13 protein-coding genes are annotated in these 16,724 nt (G+C 71.6%); 5 read left to right on the forward strand and 8 right to left on the reverse strand.

Features of this window, described 5'->3' with window-relative positions; translation table 11 throughout:
• Positions 1-133: 133 nt before the first annotated feature.
• The 3 genes from ACJ9NR_RS10115 to ACJ9NR_RS10125 form a co-directional block, all read right to left on the reverse strand.
• The gene (locus ACJ9NR_RS10115; RefSeq protein WP_412487178.1) at positions 134-1,240 is read right to left on the reverse strand and encodes an amidohydrolase family protein; all 1,107 of its coding nucleotides are present in this window, start codon (positions 1,238-1,240) and stop codon (positions 134-136) included.
• Between the two features lie 57 nt (positions 1,241-1,297).
• On the reverse strand, positions 1,298-1,630 hold the full coding sequence (locus tag ACJ9NR_RS10120) for a hypothetical protein (RefSeq protein ID WP_412487179.1): 333 nt from the start codon (positions 1,628-1,630) through the stop codon (positions 1,298-1,300).
• Positions 1,631-1,732: 102 nt separating this feature from the next.
• Complete coding sequence (locus ACJ9NR_RS10125) at positions 1,733-2,719, reverse strand: heme o synthase (protein WP_412487180.1); 987 nt, start codon at positions 2,717-2,719, stop codon at positions 1,733-1,735.
• Between the two features lie 381 nt (positions 2,720-3,100).
• Between ACJ9NR_RS10125 and tkt the strand changes: the two genes are divergently transcribed.
• Genes tkt through pgl form a run of 5 tightly spaced genes read left to right on the forward strand, consistent with a single transcriptional unit; the run spans position 3,101 to position 9,887 of the window.
• On the forward strand, positions 3,101-5,203 hold the full coding sequence (gene tkt / locus ACJ9NR_RS10130; protein WP_412487181.1) for a transketolase: 2,103 nt from the start codon (positions 3,101-3,103) through the stop codon (positions 5,201-5,203).
• 33 nt (positions 5,204-5,236) lie between these two features.
• Positions 5,237-6,355, forward strand: a complete 1,119-nt coding sequence (gene tal / locus ACJ9NR_RS10135; RefSeq protein WP_412487182.1) for a transaldolase — start codon at positions 5,237-5,239, stop codon at positions 6,353-6,355.
• Between the two features lie 3 nt (positions 6,356-6,358).
• The gene (zwf, locus tag ACJ9NR_RS10140) at positions 6,359-7,897 is read left to right on the forward strand and encodes a glucose-6-phosphate dehydrogenase (protein WP_412487183.1); all 1,539 of its coding nucleotides are present in this window, start codon (positions 6,359-6,361) and stop codon (positions 7,895-7,897) included.
• Positions 7,894-9,108, forward strand: coding sequence for a glucose-6-phosphate dehydrogenase assembly protein OpcA (gene opcA, locus ACJ9NR_RS10145; RefSeq protein WP_412487184.1), 1,215 nt, complete (start codon positions 7,894-7,896; stop codon positions 9,106-9,108). Before zwf ends, opcA begins: the two co-directional genes overlap by 4 nt.
• A complete protein-coding gene (pgl, locus tag ACJ9NR_RS10150; protein ID WP_412487185.1) occupies positions 9,105-9,887 on the forward strand; it encodes a 6-phosphogluconolactonase in 783 nt (260 codons plus the stop codon). The genes opcA and pgl overlap by 4 nt, the downstream gene beginning before the upstream one ends.
• 62 nt (positions 9,888-9,949) lie before the next feature.
• On the opposite strand, the gene ACJ9NR_RS10155 is transcribed toward pgl, so the two are convergent.
• From ACJ9NR_RS10155 to ACJ9NR_RS10175, 5 genes are all read right to left on the reverse strand, one after another.
• Positions 9,950-10,789: a carbohydrate ABC transporter permease gene (locus tag ACJ9NR_RS10155; protein ID WP_412487186.1), complete on the reverse strand. Its 840-nt coding sequence runs from the start codon at positions 10,787-10,789 to the stop codon at positions 9,950-9,952.
• On the reverse strand, positions 10,786-12,147 hold the full coding sequence (locus ACJ9NR_RS10160) for a carbohydrate ABC transporter permease (RefSeq protein ID WP_412487187.1): 1,362 nt from the start codon (positions 12,145-12,147) through the stop codon (positions 10,786-10,788). Before ACJ9NR_RS10160 ends, ACJ9NR_RS10155 begins: the two co-directional genes overlap by 4 nt.
• Positions 12,148-12,153: 6 nt before the next feature.
• On the reverse strand, positions 12,154-13,482 hold the full coding sequence (locus tag ACJ9NR_RS10165) for an ABC transporter substrate-binding protein (protein WP_412487188.1): 1,329 nt from the start codon (positions 13,480-13,482) through the stop codon (positions 12,154-12,156).
• A gap of 68 nt (positions 13,483-13,550) precedes the next feature.
• Complete coding sequence (locus ACJ9NR_RS10170) at positions 13,551-15,176, reverse strand: glycoside hydrolase family 13 protein (protein WP_412487189.1); 1,626 nt, start codon at positions 15,174-15,176, stop codon at positions 13,551-13,553.
• 170 nt (positions 15,177-15,346) lie between these two features.
• Positions 15,347-16,618 (reverse strand): ABC transporter substrate-binding protein, encoded by a 1,272-nt coding sequence (locus ACJ9NR_RS10175; RefSeq protein WP_412487190.1) that lies wholly within the window; start codon positions 16,616-16,618, stop codon positions 15,347-15,349.
• Between the last annotated feature and the right edge of the window lie 106 nt (positions 16,619-16,724).

The following is a 16,724-nucleotide window of genomic DNA, read 5'->3' on the forward strand; positions in this document are numbered from 1 at the left end:
GGCCCTCCTGCCCGAGCGGGCCGGAGCCGCGCCCGGGGGGGGAAGCACCGGCTCCCGGGGTGAAGCGCCGGCTCCCGGGGTGAAGCACCGGCTCCCAGGGTGAAGCGCCGGCTCCCGGAGTGGAGCGCGGCTCTCACTCCAGCCCGTACACCCTGCGCGCGTTGCCCGCCGCGACCATCCCCGCCACCCGCTGCGCGTCGGCCGGCGACCACGCCCCCTCGGCGACCCAGCCGCCCAGGACGCGGCCGAGGGCCTCGCGGAAGAGGCGGGCGCCCACCACGTGGAGTTCCGGCAGGCCGTGGGCGCCGCTGGAGAAGAGGATCTTGCCGAAGGGGGCCAGTTCGAGGATCTCCGCGAGGACCGTCGCCGCGCGGGCGCCGGTGCGGACGAGCGCGGCGCCCGAGTCGGCGTAGACATGCGGGAAGACGCCGGCGAGGTGGGCGGCGTGGCGGTGGTACGGGTAGCCGTGCAGCAGGATCAGGTCGGTGCCCAGGCCCGCGGTCGCGCGGACGAAGTCGGTCAGCAGGACCGGGTCCGTACGGTCGATGCGCCCGCCCGGCTGGCCGAGGCCCGCGTGGAGCTGGAGCGGCAGGCCGGAGGCGACCGCGATCCACAGCAGGTGCCGCAGCAGCACGGGATCGGCCAGTTCGCCGCCCACGGTGCGGCCGCCCAGCCAGCGGGCCGCGGCGCCGCGCACCTCGCCCGGGCCGGGCGGTTCGGGCGCGAGCGCCAGGCCGTGGCGCACGCCCGCGACGGAGGTGAAGGCCACCGCGCTCGCGGCGGCGCCGTGCACCGACTCGGCGAGGTTGGCGAGGAAGGACTCGACGGTGCCCGAGGTGTCGGCGACCTGTTCCGCGAGCAGTTCCAGACGGACGATCTCGCGGGCCTCCGCGTCCCCCGAGGAGGCCATCTCACGGGGGCCGGTCAGATCGCCCTGCAGCCCGGTGTCGACCAGGTACGTGGTGATGCCGCTGCCCCGCAGCAGCCTGCGGTCCGCCTCCGGCACGCCGAGTTCGCGGCGCCGGGCGAGATAGCGGGCGGGCGGGCAGTGCGGCTCCAGGCCGAGCAGCGGCGGGCACCAGCGCCGTACGGCGAAACCGGTCTGGGTGTCGAAGAGGGTGGTGCCGGGCGCGGGCGGGCCCTCGGTGCGGGCCAGCTGGGCCTCGAAGGTGCCGAGGCCCAGCTCCGTCCTCAGTACGCCGTGGCAGTACTGGTCCACGAGGGACGGCGTTTCGATCATCCGGGCTCCCCGTTCGGCGGACCTGTGCTCTCACAGGTCCTAACGGGTGAACCGGCGTCAGGTGTTGCTCGGACCGCCCAGCTGGATCCCGGCCATGCGCGTCCACTCGTACGGCCCGGTCCGCACCTTGGCCGCGAACTCGCCGTCGAAGGCCTCGTGCTCCGTGATGCCCGCCTTCTCCACGGCCTTCCGGGCCAGCTCCGGCGAGGGCGCCACCAGGTCGCCCCAGCCGCCGTCCTCGCCGACGAGGACGATGCGCGCCCCGCGCTCGCCGATGTAGGACACCTGGCCCTCGGCCCCGCCGTGCGCCTGGGCGAAGGCGCTGATCTGCCGGGCGAGGCGCGCCACCGTGCGCCCGGCCTTCGGGTCAACCTGCTCAGTCTCTGCCATGGCCAGGATGCTACCGACGGGTAGGTGCGACGGCGACGGGCGGGGTGCGTGGCCTTGGCCACGCACCCCGCCCGTCGGACGTCACCGTCGCGCGAGCGGCGCTCAGCGCAGGAAGGGGTCCACCGCGACCGCCACGAACAGCAGCGAGACATAGGTGATGGACCAGTGGAACAGGCGCATCTCCTTCAGCTTCCCGCCCGTCACCTCCGACTTCGCGCGGTTCTGCAGCGCGTGTGCCTCCCACAGCCACCAGCCGCCGGCCGCGAGCGCGACCGCGGTGTAGAACCAGCCGGTGTAGCCGAGGGGCGTCAGGAGCAGGGAGACGGCGACCATCACCCAGCTGTAGATGACGATCTGCTTGGCGACGACCTTGTTGGAGGCGATGACCGGGAGCATCGGCACGCCCACGCGCGCGTAGTCCTCCTTGACCTTCATGGACAGCGGCCAGTAGTGCGGCGGGGTCCAGAAGAACATGACGAGGAAGAGGATGACCGGAGCCCACGACATCGAGTCGGTGACGGCCGACCAGCCGATGAGCACCGGCATGCAGCCGGCGATGCCGCCCCACACGATGTTCTGCGAGGTGCGGCGCTTGAGGATCATCGTGTAGACGACGACGTAGAAGAGGAGCGCGCCGAGCGAGAGCCAGGCGGACAGCCAGTTGACGGTCAACCCGAACAGCAGCGTCGACACGACCGCCAGGGTGACGCCGAAGGCGAGGCACTCGCGCGGGCCGACCATCCCGGTGACCAGCGGACGCTGCGAGGTGCGGTCCATCAGGGCGTCGATGTCGCGGTCGATGTACATGTTGAGCGCGTTGGCGCCGCCCGCGGAGAGGTAGCCGCCGAGGCAGGTGAGCAGGACCAGCCTCAGGTCCGGCACGCCCTGCTGGGCGAGGAACATCACCGGAACGGTGGTGATCAGCAGAAGCTCGATGATCCGCGGCTTGGTCAGCGCCACGAACGCCTTGACACGGGCCCCGAACGGCCGGTGGCTCGGGCTCTGGCTCGCACCGAGCTCCCCCACAGCCTGAATGGCGTGGGAGGTGCCCCCACCCGCTGGACGGGATTCGACGGCCGTCACGCACACCCCTACAGAGACATCCCAGCGAGCCCCTCCCGTGTGAAGCACCGGTAAAGGCTCGCGCGTACCACGCCACTTTAGACGTTGCCCATACCCCGGCCTTCGCGGGGGTCGGGTCGTGTTGGCCGAGGGGGCCGCGACCGGCCCGCACGGACGCGCTCGGCCGAGGTCACGAAGCTCGATTGAGCAGCCGGACGAACGGCTGCGTATTCAGGGGCCGACACACGGATCCGGGCAGCCGGGAGGCGGATCCCGGTCGGGCCCGGCAGTCTGGAACGACTCGAAAAAACACGCGTTCCCACGGGGGTAGGCTCGACAACGGCCGGTGGGCGTCCAGTGCGCCGGCATTCGACATGCGTGACATGTGGAGAGGAGCCCTGACTCAGGGTGAGCACCAAGCCGACCACCACAGACCTCGAGTGGACCGAGTTGGACCAGCGGGCCGTGGACACCGCCCGCGTCCTGGCCGCCGACGCCGTACAGAAGGTCGGCAACGGCCATCCCGGTACGGCGATGAGCCTGGCGCCCGTCGCCTACACCCTCTTCCAGAAGGTGATGCGGCACGACCCCGCCGACCCGGACTGGGTCGCCCGCGACCGCTTCGTCCTGTCCGCCGGCCATTCGTCCCTGACCCTCTACACGCAGCTCTACCTGGCCGGCTTCGGCCTGGAGCTGGACGACCTGAAGGCGTTCCGCACCTGGGGCTCGAAGACCCCCGGCCACCCGGAGTACGGCCACACCAAGGGCGTCGAGACCACGACCGGCCCGCTGGGCCAGGGTGTCGCCAACGCCGTGGGCATGGCCATGGCCGCCCGGTACGAGCGCGGCCTGTTCGACCCGGACGCGCCGGCCGGCGAGTCGCCCTTCGACCACTACATCTACTGCATCGCCGGTGACGGCTGTCTGCAGGAGGGCATCTCCGCCGAGGCGTCCTCGATGGCCGGCCACCAGAAGCTCGGCAACCTCGTCCTGCTGTGGGACGACAACCACATCTCCATCGAGGGCGACACCGAGACGGCCGTCTCCGAGGACACCGTCAAGCGTTACGAGGCCTACGGCTGGCACGTGCAGCGCGTCGCGCCGAAGCCGGACGGCGACCTCGACCCGCACGCCCTCTACAACGCGATCGAGGCCGCCAGGCAGGTGACGGACCGGCCGTCGTTCATCGCGATGCGTTCGATCATCGCCTGGCCCGCCCCGAACGCGCAGAACACCGAGGCCGCCCACGGCTCGGCGCTCGGTGACGACGAGGTCGCGGCCACCAAGCGGGTCCTGGGCTTCGACCCCGACAAGAGCTTCGAGGTCTCCGACGAGGTCCTCAAGCACACCCGGCAGGCCCTGGAGCGCGGCCGCGAGGCGAAGGCCGAGTGGGAGAAGTCGTTCCAGCTGTGGCGGCAGGACAACGCCGAGCGCGCGGCCGAGTTCGACCGCGTCGCCAAGGGCGAGCTGCCGGCCGGCTGGGAGGAGAAGGTCCCGGTGTTCGAGCCCGGCAAGGGCGTCGCCACCCGCGCCGCCTCCGGCAAGGTGCTGCAGGCCCTCGGCGCGGTGATCCCCGAGCTGTGGGGCGGCTCCGCCGACCTGGCCGGCTCCAACAACACCACCATCGACAAGACGAGCTCGTTCCTGCCGGCGGACAACCCGCTGCCGGAGGCGAGCCCCTACGGGCGGACCCTCCACTTCGGCATCCGCGAGCACTCCATGGCCGCGGAGATGAACGGCATCACCCTGCACGGCAACACCCGTGTCTACGGCGGTACGTTCCTGGTCTTCTCCGACTACATGCGCAACGCCGTGCGGCTGTCGGCGCTGATGCACCTGCCGGTGACGTACGTCTGGACGCACGACTCCATCGGTCTCGGCGAGGACGGCCCGACGCACCAGCCCGTCGAGCACCTGGCCTCGCTGCGTGCCATCCCGGGCCTGAACGTGGTCCGCCCGGCCGACGCCAACGAGACCGCCATCGCCTGGCGAGAGATCCTCAGGCGGTACACCAAGGAGTACGGCAAGGGCGCCCCGCACGGACTGGCGCTGACGCGGCAGGGCGTGCCGGTCTACGAGCCCAACGAGGACACCGCGCGCGGCGGGTACGTCCTGTTCGAGGCCGAAGGGCCCGCGGGGCAGAGCGCGGCACCGCAGGTCATCCTCATCGCGACCGGTTCCGAGGTGCACGTCGCCGTCGAGGCGCGCGAGCAGCTGCAGGCCGACGGGGTGCCCACGCGCGTGGTGTCCATGCCGTCCGTGGAGTGGTTCGAGGAGCAGGACCAGGGGTACCGGGACAGCGTCCTGCCGCCGAACGTGAAGGCGCGGGTCGCGGTCGAGGCGGGTATCGGTCTCACCTGGCACAGGTACGTGGGGGACGCCGGTCGCATCGTTTCCCTGGAGCACTTCGGTGCTTCCGCCGACGGCAAGGTCCTCTTCCGGGAGTTCGGCTTCACTGCCGAGAACGTGGCCGCCAAGGCCCGGGAATCCCTCGCCGCCGCCCAGCGCTGACGCCCATATACGACACGTAGGAGATGTAATTCCATGACAGACGCACTGAAGCGCCTCTCCGAGGAAGGCGTCGCGATCTGGCTGGACGACCTGTCGCGCAAGCGGATCACGTCCGGCAACCTCGCCGAGCTGATCGACCAGCAGCACGTCGTGGGCGTCACCACCAACCCGACGATCTTCCAGAAGGCCATCTCGCAGGGCGACGGCTACGACCGGCAGCTGTCGGACCTGGCCGCCCGCAGGGTCACCGTCGAAGAGGCCGTGCGCATGATCACCACGGCGGACGTCCGGGACGCCGCCGACATCCTGCGTACCGTCTTCGACGCCACCGACGGCCAGGACGGCCGGGTGTCGATCGAGGTCGACCCGCGCCTGGCGCACAACACCAAGGCGACCGTCGCCGAGGCCAAGCAGCTGGCCTGGCTGGTGGACCGGCCCAACACCCTCATCAAGATCCCGGCCACCGAGGCGGGCCTGCCGGCGATCACCGAGGTGATCGGCCTCGGCATCAGCGTGAACGTGACGCTGATCTTCTCGCTGGAGCGCTACCGCAAGGTCATGGACGCCTACCTCTCGGGCCTGGAGAAGGCCAGGGAGCGCGGCCTGGACCTGTCGCAGATCCGCTCCGTGGCGTCCTTCTTCGTCTCCCGCGTGGACACCGAGATCGACAAGCGGATCGACGCGCTCGGCACCGACGAGGCCAAGGCCCTGCGCGGCAAGGCCGCCGTCGCCAACGCGCGCCTCGCCTACCAGGCGTACGAGGAGGTCTTCGGCTCCGAGCGCTGGGCGGCGCTGGAGAAGGCGGGCGCCCGCAAGCAGCGTCCCCTGTGGGCCTCCACCGGTGTGAAGGACAAGGCCTACAAGCCGACCCTGTACGTCGACGAGCTGGTCGCGCCGAACACGGTCAACACCATGCCGGAGGCCACCCTGGAGGCCACCGAGGAGCACGGCTCGATCACCGGCGACACGATCGCCGGGACGTACGAGCAGGCCCGCGCCGACCTGGACGCGCTCGAGAGCATCGGGATCTCCTACGACGAGGTGGTCCAGCTCCTGGAGGAGGAGGGCGTCGAGAAGTTCGAGGCGTCCTGGAACGACCTGCTCAAGTCGACCGAGGCGGAGCTGGAGCGCCTCGCCCCCTCGGAGGGTTGATCTTTGCCGCCCTTCTCCGGTTCCGGGGCCAACCCGCTTCGTGACCCCGCCGACCGACGGCTCCCGCGTATCGCGGGGCCGTCGGGCCTGGTCATCTTCGGCGTCACGGGCGACCTGTCCCGGAAGAAGCTCATGCCCGCCGTGTACGACCTCGCCAACCGGGGTCTGCTGCCGCCGGGCTTCTCGCTGGTGGGCTTCGCCCGCCGTGAGTGGCAGAACGAGGACTTCGCGCAGGAGGTCCACGACGCCGTCAAGGAGCACGCCCGGACGCCGTTCCGCGAGGAGGTCTGGCAGCAGCTCATCCAGGGGATGCGCTTCGTCCAGGGCACCTTCGACGACGACGACGCCTTCGAGCGCCTGCGCGCCACCATCGACGAGCTCGACAAGGCCCAGGGCACGGGCGGCAACTTCGCCTTCTACCTGTCCGTGCCGCCGCGCTCCTTCCCGGTGGTGATCCAGCAGCTGAAGAAGCACGGGCTGGCCGACCAGAGCTCCGGCTCCTGGCGCCGCGCGGTCATCGAGAAGCCCTTCGGCCACGACCTGAAGTCGGCCGAGGACCTCAACAAGGTCGTCCACGAGGTCTTCGCCCCGGACCAGGTCTTCCGCATCGACCACTACCTGGGCAAGGAGACCGTCCAGAACATCCTGGCGCTGCGCTTCGCCAACACGATGTTCGAACCGATCTGGAACCGGTCCTTCGTGGACCACGTGCAGATCACCATGGCCGAGGACATCGGCATCGGCGGCCGGGCCGGCTACTACGACGGCATCGGCGCCGCCCGCGACGTCATCCAGAACCACCTGCTGCAGCTGATGGCGCTGACCGCGATGGAGGAGCCCGCCTCCTTCGACGCGGACGCGCTGGCCGCGGAGAAGACCAAGGTGCTCGGGGCCGTACGGCTACCGAAGGACCTGGGCCGGGACACCGTGCGCGGGCAGTACGCGGAGGGCTGGCAGGGCGGCGAGAAGGCGGTCGGCTACCTCCAGGAGGAGGGCATCGACGCCCAGTCGAAGACGGACACCTACGCCGCCATCAAGGTGGAGATCGACAACCGCCGATGGGCGGGTGTGCCGTTCTACCTGCGCACCGGCAAGCGCCTGGGCCGCCGGGTCACCGAGATCGCGGTGGTCTTCCAGCGGGCGCCGCACTCCCCCTTCGACCACACGGCGACCGAGGAGCTCGGCAAGAACGCGATCGTCATCCGCGTCCAGCCGGACGAGGGCGTGACGGTCCGCTTCGGCTCCAAGGTGCCGGGCACCTCGATGGAGATCAGGGACGTGTCGATGGACTTCGCCTACGGCGAGTCCTTCACCGAGTCCTCCCCCGAGGCGTACGAGCGGCTGATCCTGGACGTGCTGCTCGGCGACTCGAACCTCTTCCCGCGTACCGAGGAGGTCGAGCTGTCCTGGAAGATCCTCGACCCGATCGAGCAGTACTGGGACCAGCACGGCAGGCCCGCCCAGTACGCGTCCGGCACCTGGGGTCCCGCCGAGGCGGACGAAATGCTCGCACGAGAGGGACGGAGCTGGCGCCGGCCATGAAGATAGACCTCACGGACACCACGGCCAGCAAGATCAACAAGGCGCTGGTGCAGGGCCGGCGGGCCATCGGCACGCCGGCCGTGGGCATGGTGCTCACGCTGGTCATCGTGACGGACGAGGAGAACGCGTACGACGCCCTGAAGGCGGCGAACGACGCCTCGCACGAGCACCCCTCGCGCACGCTCGTGGTCATCAAGCGCGTCTCGCGCACCCCGCGCGACCGCACGTCGTCCCGCCTGGACGCGGAGGTGCGGCTCGGCGCGGAGGCGGGCACGGGCGAGACGGTCGTGCTCCGCCTCTACGGGGAAGTGGTCGACCACGCCCAGTCGGTGGTGCTGCCGCTGCTGCTGCCGGACGCCCCGGTGGTGGTCTGGTGGCCGGTGAACGCGCCGCTCGACCCGGCGAACGACCCGCTGGGCGCGCTCGCCCAGCGCCGGGTCACGGACACCTACGCCGCGGAGCAGCCGGTGCGGGAGCTGACGGCCCGCGCCGGCACCTACACCCCCGGCGACACCGACCTGTCCTGGACCCGCATCACGCCCTGGCGCTCGATGCTGGCCGCCGCGCTCGACCAGGTCACCTGTGAGGTGGCGGCCGTCGAGGTGGAGGGCGAGGAGTTCAACCCGAGCTGCGAGCTGCTGGCGATGTGGCTGGCGGACCGGCTGGACGTGCCGGTGAGGCGGTCGCTGTCCGACGGCCCCGGTCTGACCGCGGTCCGCATGGCCACCGACAGCGGCCGGATCGTCCTGGACCGCGCCGACGGCTCACTGGCCACGCTCTCCATCCAGGGCCAGCCGGACCGTGCGGTGGCGCTGAAGCGGCGCGAGACGGCCGAGCTGATCGCGGAGGAGCTGCGCCGGCTGGACCCGGACGACACGTACGCCTCGGCGCTGCGGTTCGGCGTGGAGCGGCTGAACGGGGCCGGGACGCCGGTGCCCTCCGCCACGGACCCCGATCCCAAAGGAGAACGGGTCGCAGGCGCCGGAGGGGAACGGGTCGCCGAGCCCGGCGGAGAGCGGATCGCCGAGCCCGAAGGGGAACGGGGGGCCGAACCCGGAGGGGAACGGGCCGCCGGCTCCGGAGAGGGACGGGCCGCCGTCGACACCCCGGTCGAGGAGGCTGCGAAAGCTCCCGCGCGTCAGGCGGCGGCGCAAGCGCCGGTGACCGACCCGCAGGCGCCCGGGTCGCAGCGGAAGGCGGCGGCGCGGTGAGCGCTCCGCAGCTGGTCGTGCACCGCGACAAGGAGCTGATGGCGCAGGCCGCGGCGGCCCGCCTGATCACGAAGATCGTGGACGCGCAGGCCTCGCGGGGTCACGCGTCCGTGGTCCTCACGGGCGGCCGCAACGGCAACGGCCTGCTGGCGGCGCTGGCGGCCGCGCCGGCGCGGGACGCGATCGACTGGGGCCGGCTGGACCTGTGGTGGGGCGACGAGCGCTTCCTGCCGGAGGGCGACCCCGAGCGCAACGTCACCCAGGCCCGCGAGGCACTGCTGGACTCCGTCCCGCTGGACCCGGGGCGCGTGCACGCCATGCCCGCGTCGGACGGGCCGTACGGAACGGACGCCGAGGCGGCGGCGGAGGGTTACGCCGCGGAGCTGGCCCGCGCGGCCGGCCCGGAGAACCACGCCGCCGTGCCCTCGTTCGACGTCCTGGTGCTGGGCGTGGGGCCGGACACGCACGTGGCCTCGCTCTTCCCCGAGCTCCCGGCGGTCCGTGAGACGGACCGTACGGTGGTCGGGGTGCACGGCGCGCCGAAGCCGCCGCCGACGCGGGTGACCCTGACCCTCCCGGCGATCCGCGCCGCCCGCGAGGTCTGGCTCCTCGCCGCCGGCGAGGACAAGGCCCGGGCCGCCGCGATCGCCCTCTCGGGCGCGGGCGAGGTGCAGGCGCCGGCGGCGGGTGCCCGCGGGCGCTCCCGCACCCTGTGGCTGCTGGACGCGGCGGCGGCGTCGCAGCTGCCGCGGTCGCTGTACCCGCCGGCTTCGCCCTGAGGTTCGTGGCCGGGTCGCGGCGAGGGGTCCCCGCCCAGGGGCCGGTGCCCCTCGCCGCGCCCTCACTTCACCGAGCCCGCCATGACCCCCTGCACGAAGTGCCGCTGGAAGGCGAAGAACACGGCCACCGGTACCACCAGCGACACGAACGCCCCGGGCGCCAGCACGTCGATGTTGCTGCCGAACTGCCGGATCTGGGACTGGAGCTGGACCGTCAGCGGCTGGGAGGAGCTGTCGGCGAACAGCAGGGCGACCAGCATGTCGTTCCACACCCAGAGGAACTGGAAGATGGCGAGGGAGGCGATCGCCGGGCGCCCCACCGGCAGGACCAGGCGGGTGAAGATGCGCCACTCGCTGCCGCCGTCCATCCGCGCGGCCTCCAGCATCTCCTTCGGCATCTCGGCGAAGTAGTTGCGCAGCAGGAAGACGGCGAACGGCAGGCCGTAGGCCACGTGGAAGAGCACCACGCCCGGGATGGTGCCGAACAGCCCCAGCTCGCCGAAGAGTTTGGCCACCGGCAGCAGGCCGATCTGCACCGGCACCACCAGCAGCGCCACCACGACCAGGAAGACGGCCTCCCGGCCGGGGAAGTCCAGCCAGGCGAAGGCGTATCCGGCCAGCGCCGCGAGGACGACGACCAGGACGGTCGCCGGCACCGAGATCAGCACCGTGTTCCAGAAGGCCTGCGTCATCCCGGCGTTCTTCAGCAGCGCCGAGTAGTTGTCGAAGGACAGCTGCCCGGGGCTCGTGATCGCCGTCCACCAGCCGCTGCTCGCCGAGTCCCGGCTGGAGCGCAGCGAGGACAGGAACAGTCCCGCCAGCGGTGTCAGCCACACCAGGCCGATCAGGACCAGGAAGGCCTGCACCAGCCCGTTGCCCAGGCCGCGCCTGACCGCGTTCATCGCTGACTCCTTCGGAAACGGCGGACGTTGAAGACCATGGCGGGGACGACCAGCAGCAGGAGCAGCACACCGAGCGCGCTGCCCAGCCCCTGGTTGTTGCCGCCGCCGAAGGACACCAGCCACATCTGCGTGGCGAGCACGGTCGCGTCCTCCTGCACCGGTCCGGGCGCGATGATGTAGACGAGGTCGAAGACCTTCATCACGTTGATCACGAGGGTCACGAAGACCACCGTCAGCACGGGCGCGAGGAGCGGCACCGTGATCCGCCGGAAGATCTGCCACTCGTTGGCGCCGTCCATCCGGGCCGCCTCCAGCGCGTCACGCGGCAGCGTCGCGAGGCCCGCGCCGATCAGCACCATGGCGAAGCCCGTCCAGATCCACAGGTACGCCCCGATGATCGCCGGGGTGACCAGCGCGGGCCCGAGCCAGGAGACGCCGTCGTAGGGCTGGGCGAAGTTCGAGGCCGGCAGCCGCACCGTGTACGAGCCGGAGCCGAGGTCCTTGAAGTCGAAGGAGCCGTCGGCCGCGGTGGTCGTGCTCGCGGCCGTCCTCCCGTCGGACCGCACCGCCTCGACCTTCATCTCCGGCAGCCCGCTCTCCCGCCGGTCGACCTTGCCCTGCCGGCCGCCCCCGCCGGGGGTGAAGTCCAGGTAGACGACGCCGCGCAGTTCACCGGCCGCCGCCTTGCGGCCCGCGGCCGTGTAGGCCGGTTCGGCCCCCGCCGGCAGGTCCTTCGGTGCCACCCCGACCAGTCCGAGCGTCACCGAGTCCCCCGGTGAGACCGCGGTGCCCGTCCGGTACGAGCCGTCCGGGCCCGCCTTCAGGCCCTGGCCCTCGCGGGCCCGCGCCGTCGGATAGTGCGAGGTGCCCTCGAAGGCGTCGTGCACCCCGACCACGGCGGCGTTGAGCACGCCCTTGTGCGGGTCCTGGTCGTAGGCGAGCCGGAAGATGATGCCCGCGGCCAGGAACGACACCGCCATCGGCATGAACAGCAGCAGCTTGAAGGCGGTCGCCCAGCGGACCTTCTCCACCAGGACGGCGAGGATCAGGCCCAGGCCGGTCAGCAGCGCCGGTGCGACGACCACCCAGATGGCCGTGTTCCGCACGGCCTTGAGGGTCGCCGGGTCGCGGAACATCTCGGTGTAGTTCTCGCCGCCGACGAAGCGGTTGCCGGAGGCGTCGAAGAAGCTGCGGCCGATCGAGAACAGCACCGGGTACACCACGAGCGCGCCCAGCAGGAGCAGCGCCGGGAAGGCGAACAGCAGGGCGATGATCCGGGCCCGCCGGCGCGAGCGGCGGGCCCGCTCGACGGCCCCGGCCGCCGGCGGACTCGTCTCTTTCACCAAAGTCGCGGTCATGGGAGGTCAGCCCTTGTACGCCTTGGCCGCGGCGGCCTCGAGCCGCGCCGCGGTCCTCGCCGGGTCCGAGGGGTCGCGCAGGAAGTCCTGCAGCAGCTTCCACTCGCCGGCGCCCTTGGTACCGCCGAACGCCGCCGGCGCCTGGTCGGACATGTCGAAGCGGACCGAGTCCCCGGCCGCGACCAGGGACTTGGCGGTGGCGCGGGTGACGTCGTCGCCGTACGCGCCGAGGTCGAGCTTCCTGTTCGGCGACAGGAAGCCGCCGGCCTTCGCCCACACGGCCGCGGCCTCGGGGGTCGCCAGGTACTCCAGGAGCTTCATGCCGGCCGCCGAGTCCTTGCCGGCCTTCAGGACGACGGCCGCGTCGCCGCCGCTGACCACCGGCGCCTTGCCCCCGTCGACCGCGGGGAAGGGGAAGAAGTCGGCGTCCTTGCCGATCGTCCTGCCGAACTGGTCCTTGGCGACACCGGCGACGAAGTCGCCCTCGTAGACCATGCCGGCCTCGGGCTTGGGTCCGAAGACCTTCTCCACCGAGCCGGGGAAGTCGGTGTTGAGGGCCTCCTTCTGCCCGCCGGCGATCAGCTGCTTGTCCTTGAAGAGCTTGCCGAGGGTGCCGAGCGCCCTGACCACCGACGCGTCGGTCCACTTCAGCTTGTGGGCGGCGAGGGCGTCGTACTTCTCGGGTCCCGCCTGGGAGAGGTAGATGTTCTCGAACCAGTCGGTGAGGGTCCAGCCGTCCTGCCCGGCGATCGAGAAGGCGGCGAGGCCGGAGTCGGAGACGGTGTGGCCGGCCTTCAGCATCGCGTCGTACGTCGTCGGCGGCTTGACGCCGGCCTGGTCGAGGGCGGCGGGGCTGTACCAGACCGTCGACTTGTGGGCGGCCTTGAAGTACAGCCCGTACAGGGTGCCGTCGACGCTGCCGTACTTCTTCCAGACCGAGGCGTACCCGGCGTCCACCGACTTCTCGGTGGCCGGTGACAGCGGCTTCAGCCAGCCCTTGCGCGCGAACTGCTGGAGCACGCCGACCTGCGGGACCATCACCACGTCGGGTGCGTTGCCGCCCTCGATCTTGCTGCCGACGACGGTGGAGACGTTGTCGCCGGTGGAGGTGAACTGCGTCTTGGCGCCGGTCTTCGCGGTGAAGGCGTCCAGCACCTTCTGGAAGTTCTTCTGCTCGCTGCCGGACCACACTCCGGCCACCGTGACCGTCTGGCCGCTGAGCGCCTTGTCGCCGCCGCCGGCGGAGACCGGGTCCCCGCCGCCGCACGCGGTCGCGCCGAGTGCCAGGGCGAGGGCGGTGCAGCCGGCGAGCAGGGTGGTGCGTCGTCGCATCATGGTTGATCCCTTCGAGGGGTGAGAAGCCGGTGGAAACCCAAGGGGGGCGCCGCGGGGTGCGGCGGTGATCAGAGGTCGCTCAGCCACCAGGCCGCCGTCGAACCGGGCAGCACCCCGGCCGGGCACGGACCGCTGGACAGCAGCGGGGTGCCGGAGACGGGCGCGGGCGTGGGCGCCGTGCCGAAGTTGACGGCGCAGACCAGGCCGTCGCCGCGGACGAAGCCGAGGACGCCGGGCGGGGTGTCGAGCCAGTCGAGCGTGCCCTCGCCCAGCTGGGGCAGCGCGGCACGCAGCTGGAGTCCGTCGCGGTACAGGTGCCAGAACGAGCGGGTGTCGGCGAGGGCGCGGTCGGTGGCGTACTCGGCGAAGTAGGAGGGCTGCGGCAGCCAGGGCCGCGCGCTCTCGGCGCCGGAGGTGAAGCCGAACGGCGAGGCCTGCCCGGACCAGGGCAGCGGCACCCGGCAGCCGTCGCGGATCCGGGCCCGGTTCCCGGTGCGCCGGAAGATCGGGTCGGTGAGCACGTCGTCGGGCAGGTCGACGACCTCGGGCAGGCCCAGCTCCTCGCCCTGGTAGATGTACGCCGCCCCGGGCAGCGCCAGCATCAGCAGCGCGGCGGCGCGGGCCCGGGCGGGGCCGAGGCCGCTGCCCTCGGGGGCGGGTTCGCCGTAGCGGGTGACGGTGCGGACCTGGTCGTGGTTGTTGAGGACCCAGGTGACCGTGGAGCCGGTGCCGGCGATGTCCTGCATGGCCTCGGAGATGACCTTGCGGAAGGCGTCGGCGTTCCACGGGGCGCTGAGCAGGTCGAAGAAGAAGGCCTGGTGCAGCTCGTCCGGCCGTACGTACCGGGCGTGTTCGCGTGCGCTCGGCACGGACACCTCGCCGACCAGCAGCCGCTCGCGGCCGTCGCGCGCCGTGTACTCCTCGCACACCGCCCGCCAGTGGCGCCACACGCCGTGCACCTCGGGCTGGTTCCAGGCGAGCGGGTTGACGGAGTCGCGGGTGCGGGCGTCGGCCTCGGGGTCGTCGGAGTCGGGCAGGCCGGGGTGCTTGAACAGGCCGGCCGCGACGTCGATGCGGAAGCCGTCGATGCCCCGGTCCAGCCAGAAGCGCAGCACCCGGTCGAACTCGGCGCCGACCTCGGGGTTGCGCCAGTTCCAGTCGGGCTGCTCGGGGGCGAACATGTGCAGGTACCACTGGCCGGGGCGGCCGTCGGGCTCGGTGACCCGGCTCCAGGCCGGTCCGCCGAACATCGAGTGCCAGTTGTTGGGCGGCTCGGCGCCGTCGGGGCCGCGCCCGTCGGCGAAGTGGAAGCGGGCACGGGCGGCGCTGCCGGGGGCCGAGCCGAGTGCCTCCCGGAACCAGGGGTGCTCGCTGGAGCAGTGGTTGGGCACGACGTCGAGCAGCACCTTGACGCCCAGGCGCCGGGCGGCCGCCACCAGCAGGTCGAACTCGGCGAGGTCGCCGAAGAGCGGGTCGACGTCGCAGTAGTCGGCCACGTCGTAGCCGTGGTCGTGCTGGGGCGAGGGGTAGAACGGGCTCAGCCAGATCCCGTCCACGCCGAGCTTCTTCAGATACGGCAGCCCGGCCCGCACTCCGGCCAGATCTCCGATGCCGTCGCCGGTGCTGTCCAGGAAGCTGCGGACGTACACCTGGTAGATCACTGCGTCCCGCCACCAGCGGCACTTACTCAACATGCATGCATGTTAGGTAGGTGTGTCGTGGAGGTGTCAATGAAAAGGCGGGAAACTACCGCCCGGTTGAGGTTGCAAATACGGACTTAGCAGGGCAATCTCCAACCAGATGAGATGCCCGCGTTACCTAACATGTAACTATGCGAGCCGATGGAGACGCGGAAGACCCGGGCCTACCGGCCGGGGATGGCGGCCAGTTCCCGCGCCAGTCGGCGCACGGCCGCCGCGGGCGTCTCGTGCCCGGTCATCGCGTCGTGCACCACGGCCTGCACCACGAGGCTGACCTGGCCGTAGCGCGGGCTCTTGGGGCGCGGGGCGGCCGAGCGCACGCTCTCGCGCAGGGTCGGCAGGTACGGGAACTTCCGGATCAGCCCGGGGTCCCGGTACAGGGCGGCGCGCACGGGCGGCAGCGCGCCGCGGGTGAGCACCTGGCGCTGCACGGGCTCGCTGGTGAGGTACGCGATCAGTCGCGCGGCCGAGTCGGGATGCCGCGCGTAGGTGTTGACGGCCAGGTTGGAGCCGCCGAGCACGCTCCTGCCGGGCCCGTCCGGACCGGGCAGCGGCACGGCGCCGATCCGGCCGGCGACCGGGGAGCCCTTGGCCGAGGAGACGACGTAGGCGTAGGGCCAGTTGCGCAGGAAGAGCAGCCTGCCGTCCCGGAAGGCCTGCTTGGACTCCTCCTCCTTGTACGTCAGCGCCTTCTTCGGGATCCAGCCCTCGCGCACGCCCCGGGCGAGGAACCCGATGCCCTTGCGGGCGGCGGCCGAGTTCACGGTGACCCGTCCGCCCTCGTCGCCGAGGATGCTGCCGCCCGCCGAGTAGACGGCCTCGGCGGCGTTGACCGTCAGGCCCTCGTAGGGCAGGAACTGCCCCGCGTAGCCGTCGAGCCCGTACTTCGGCGCGATGGTCTTCGCGTCCCGCTCCAGCTCCGCCCAGGTCCGCGGCGGCGGCACGCCCTCCTTGGCGAGGATGTCCTTGCGGTAGAGGAGCAGGCCGGCGTTGGTGACGTACGGGACGGCGTACAGCCGGCCGTCGTACTCCGCGGTGCTGACGACCGGCTTCAGGAAGGTGCCGAGCGGGAAGCGGTCGCGGGGCAGCGGGCGGATCCAGCCGGCGGCCGCGAACTCCGAGGTCCAGCTGACGTCGATGTTGAGGACGTCGAACCGGCTGCGGTCTCCCCCGCGCAGGTCGGTGACCATCTGGGCGTGGGTCTCGTCGGCGGAGTCCGGCAGCTCGACGAGGGTGACCCTCTCGCCGGGATGGGTGCGATTCCACCCCTGCAGGAGGGGGCCGAGATAGTCGGTGAGGTCCCCGGCGGTGGCCAGCGTCAGAGGCCCGCGGCCGCCCGTCGGGCCCTCGTCGGCACGGGCGCCGGAGGCGACGTAACCGGTCATGACCACGACGAGAACGAGGAGGCCCCTACCGGCGGCGTGTATCCACCGCATAGGTTCCTCCTTGCACACCGGCGCCGGGCACCTTCGCCCGGAGTCAGAGGCCATGTATACCTGTTAGGTATGGGCGATACTAGGGCCTGGAGCACATTGCGCAGAC

This window comes from Streptomyces sediminimaris, assembly GCF_047049295.1.
In the GTDB taxonomy this organism is placed as follows: domain Bacteria; phylum Actinomycetota; class Actinomycetes; order Streptomycetales; family Streptomycetaceae; genus Streptomyces; species Streptomyces sediminimaris.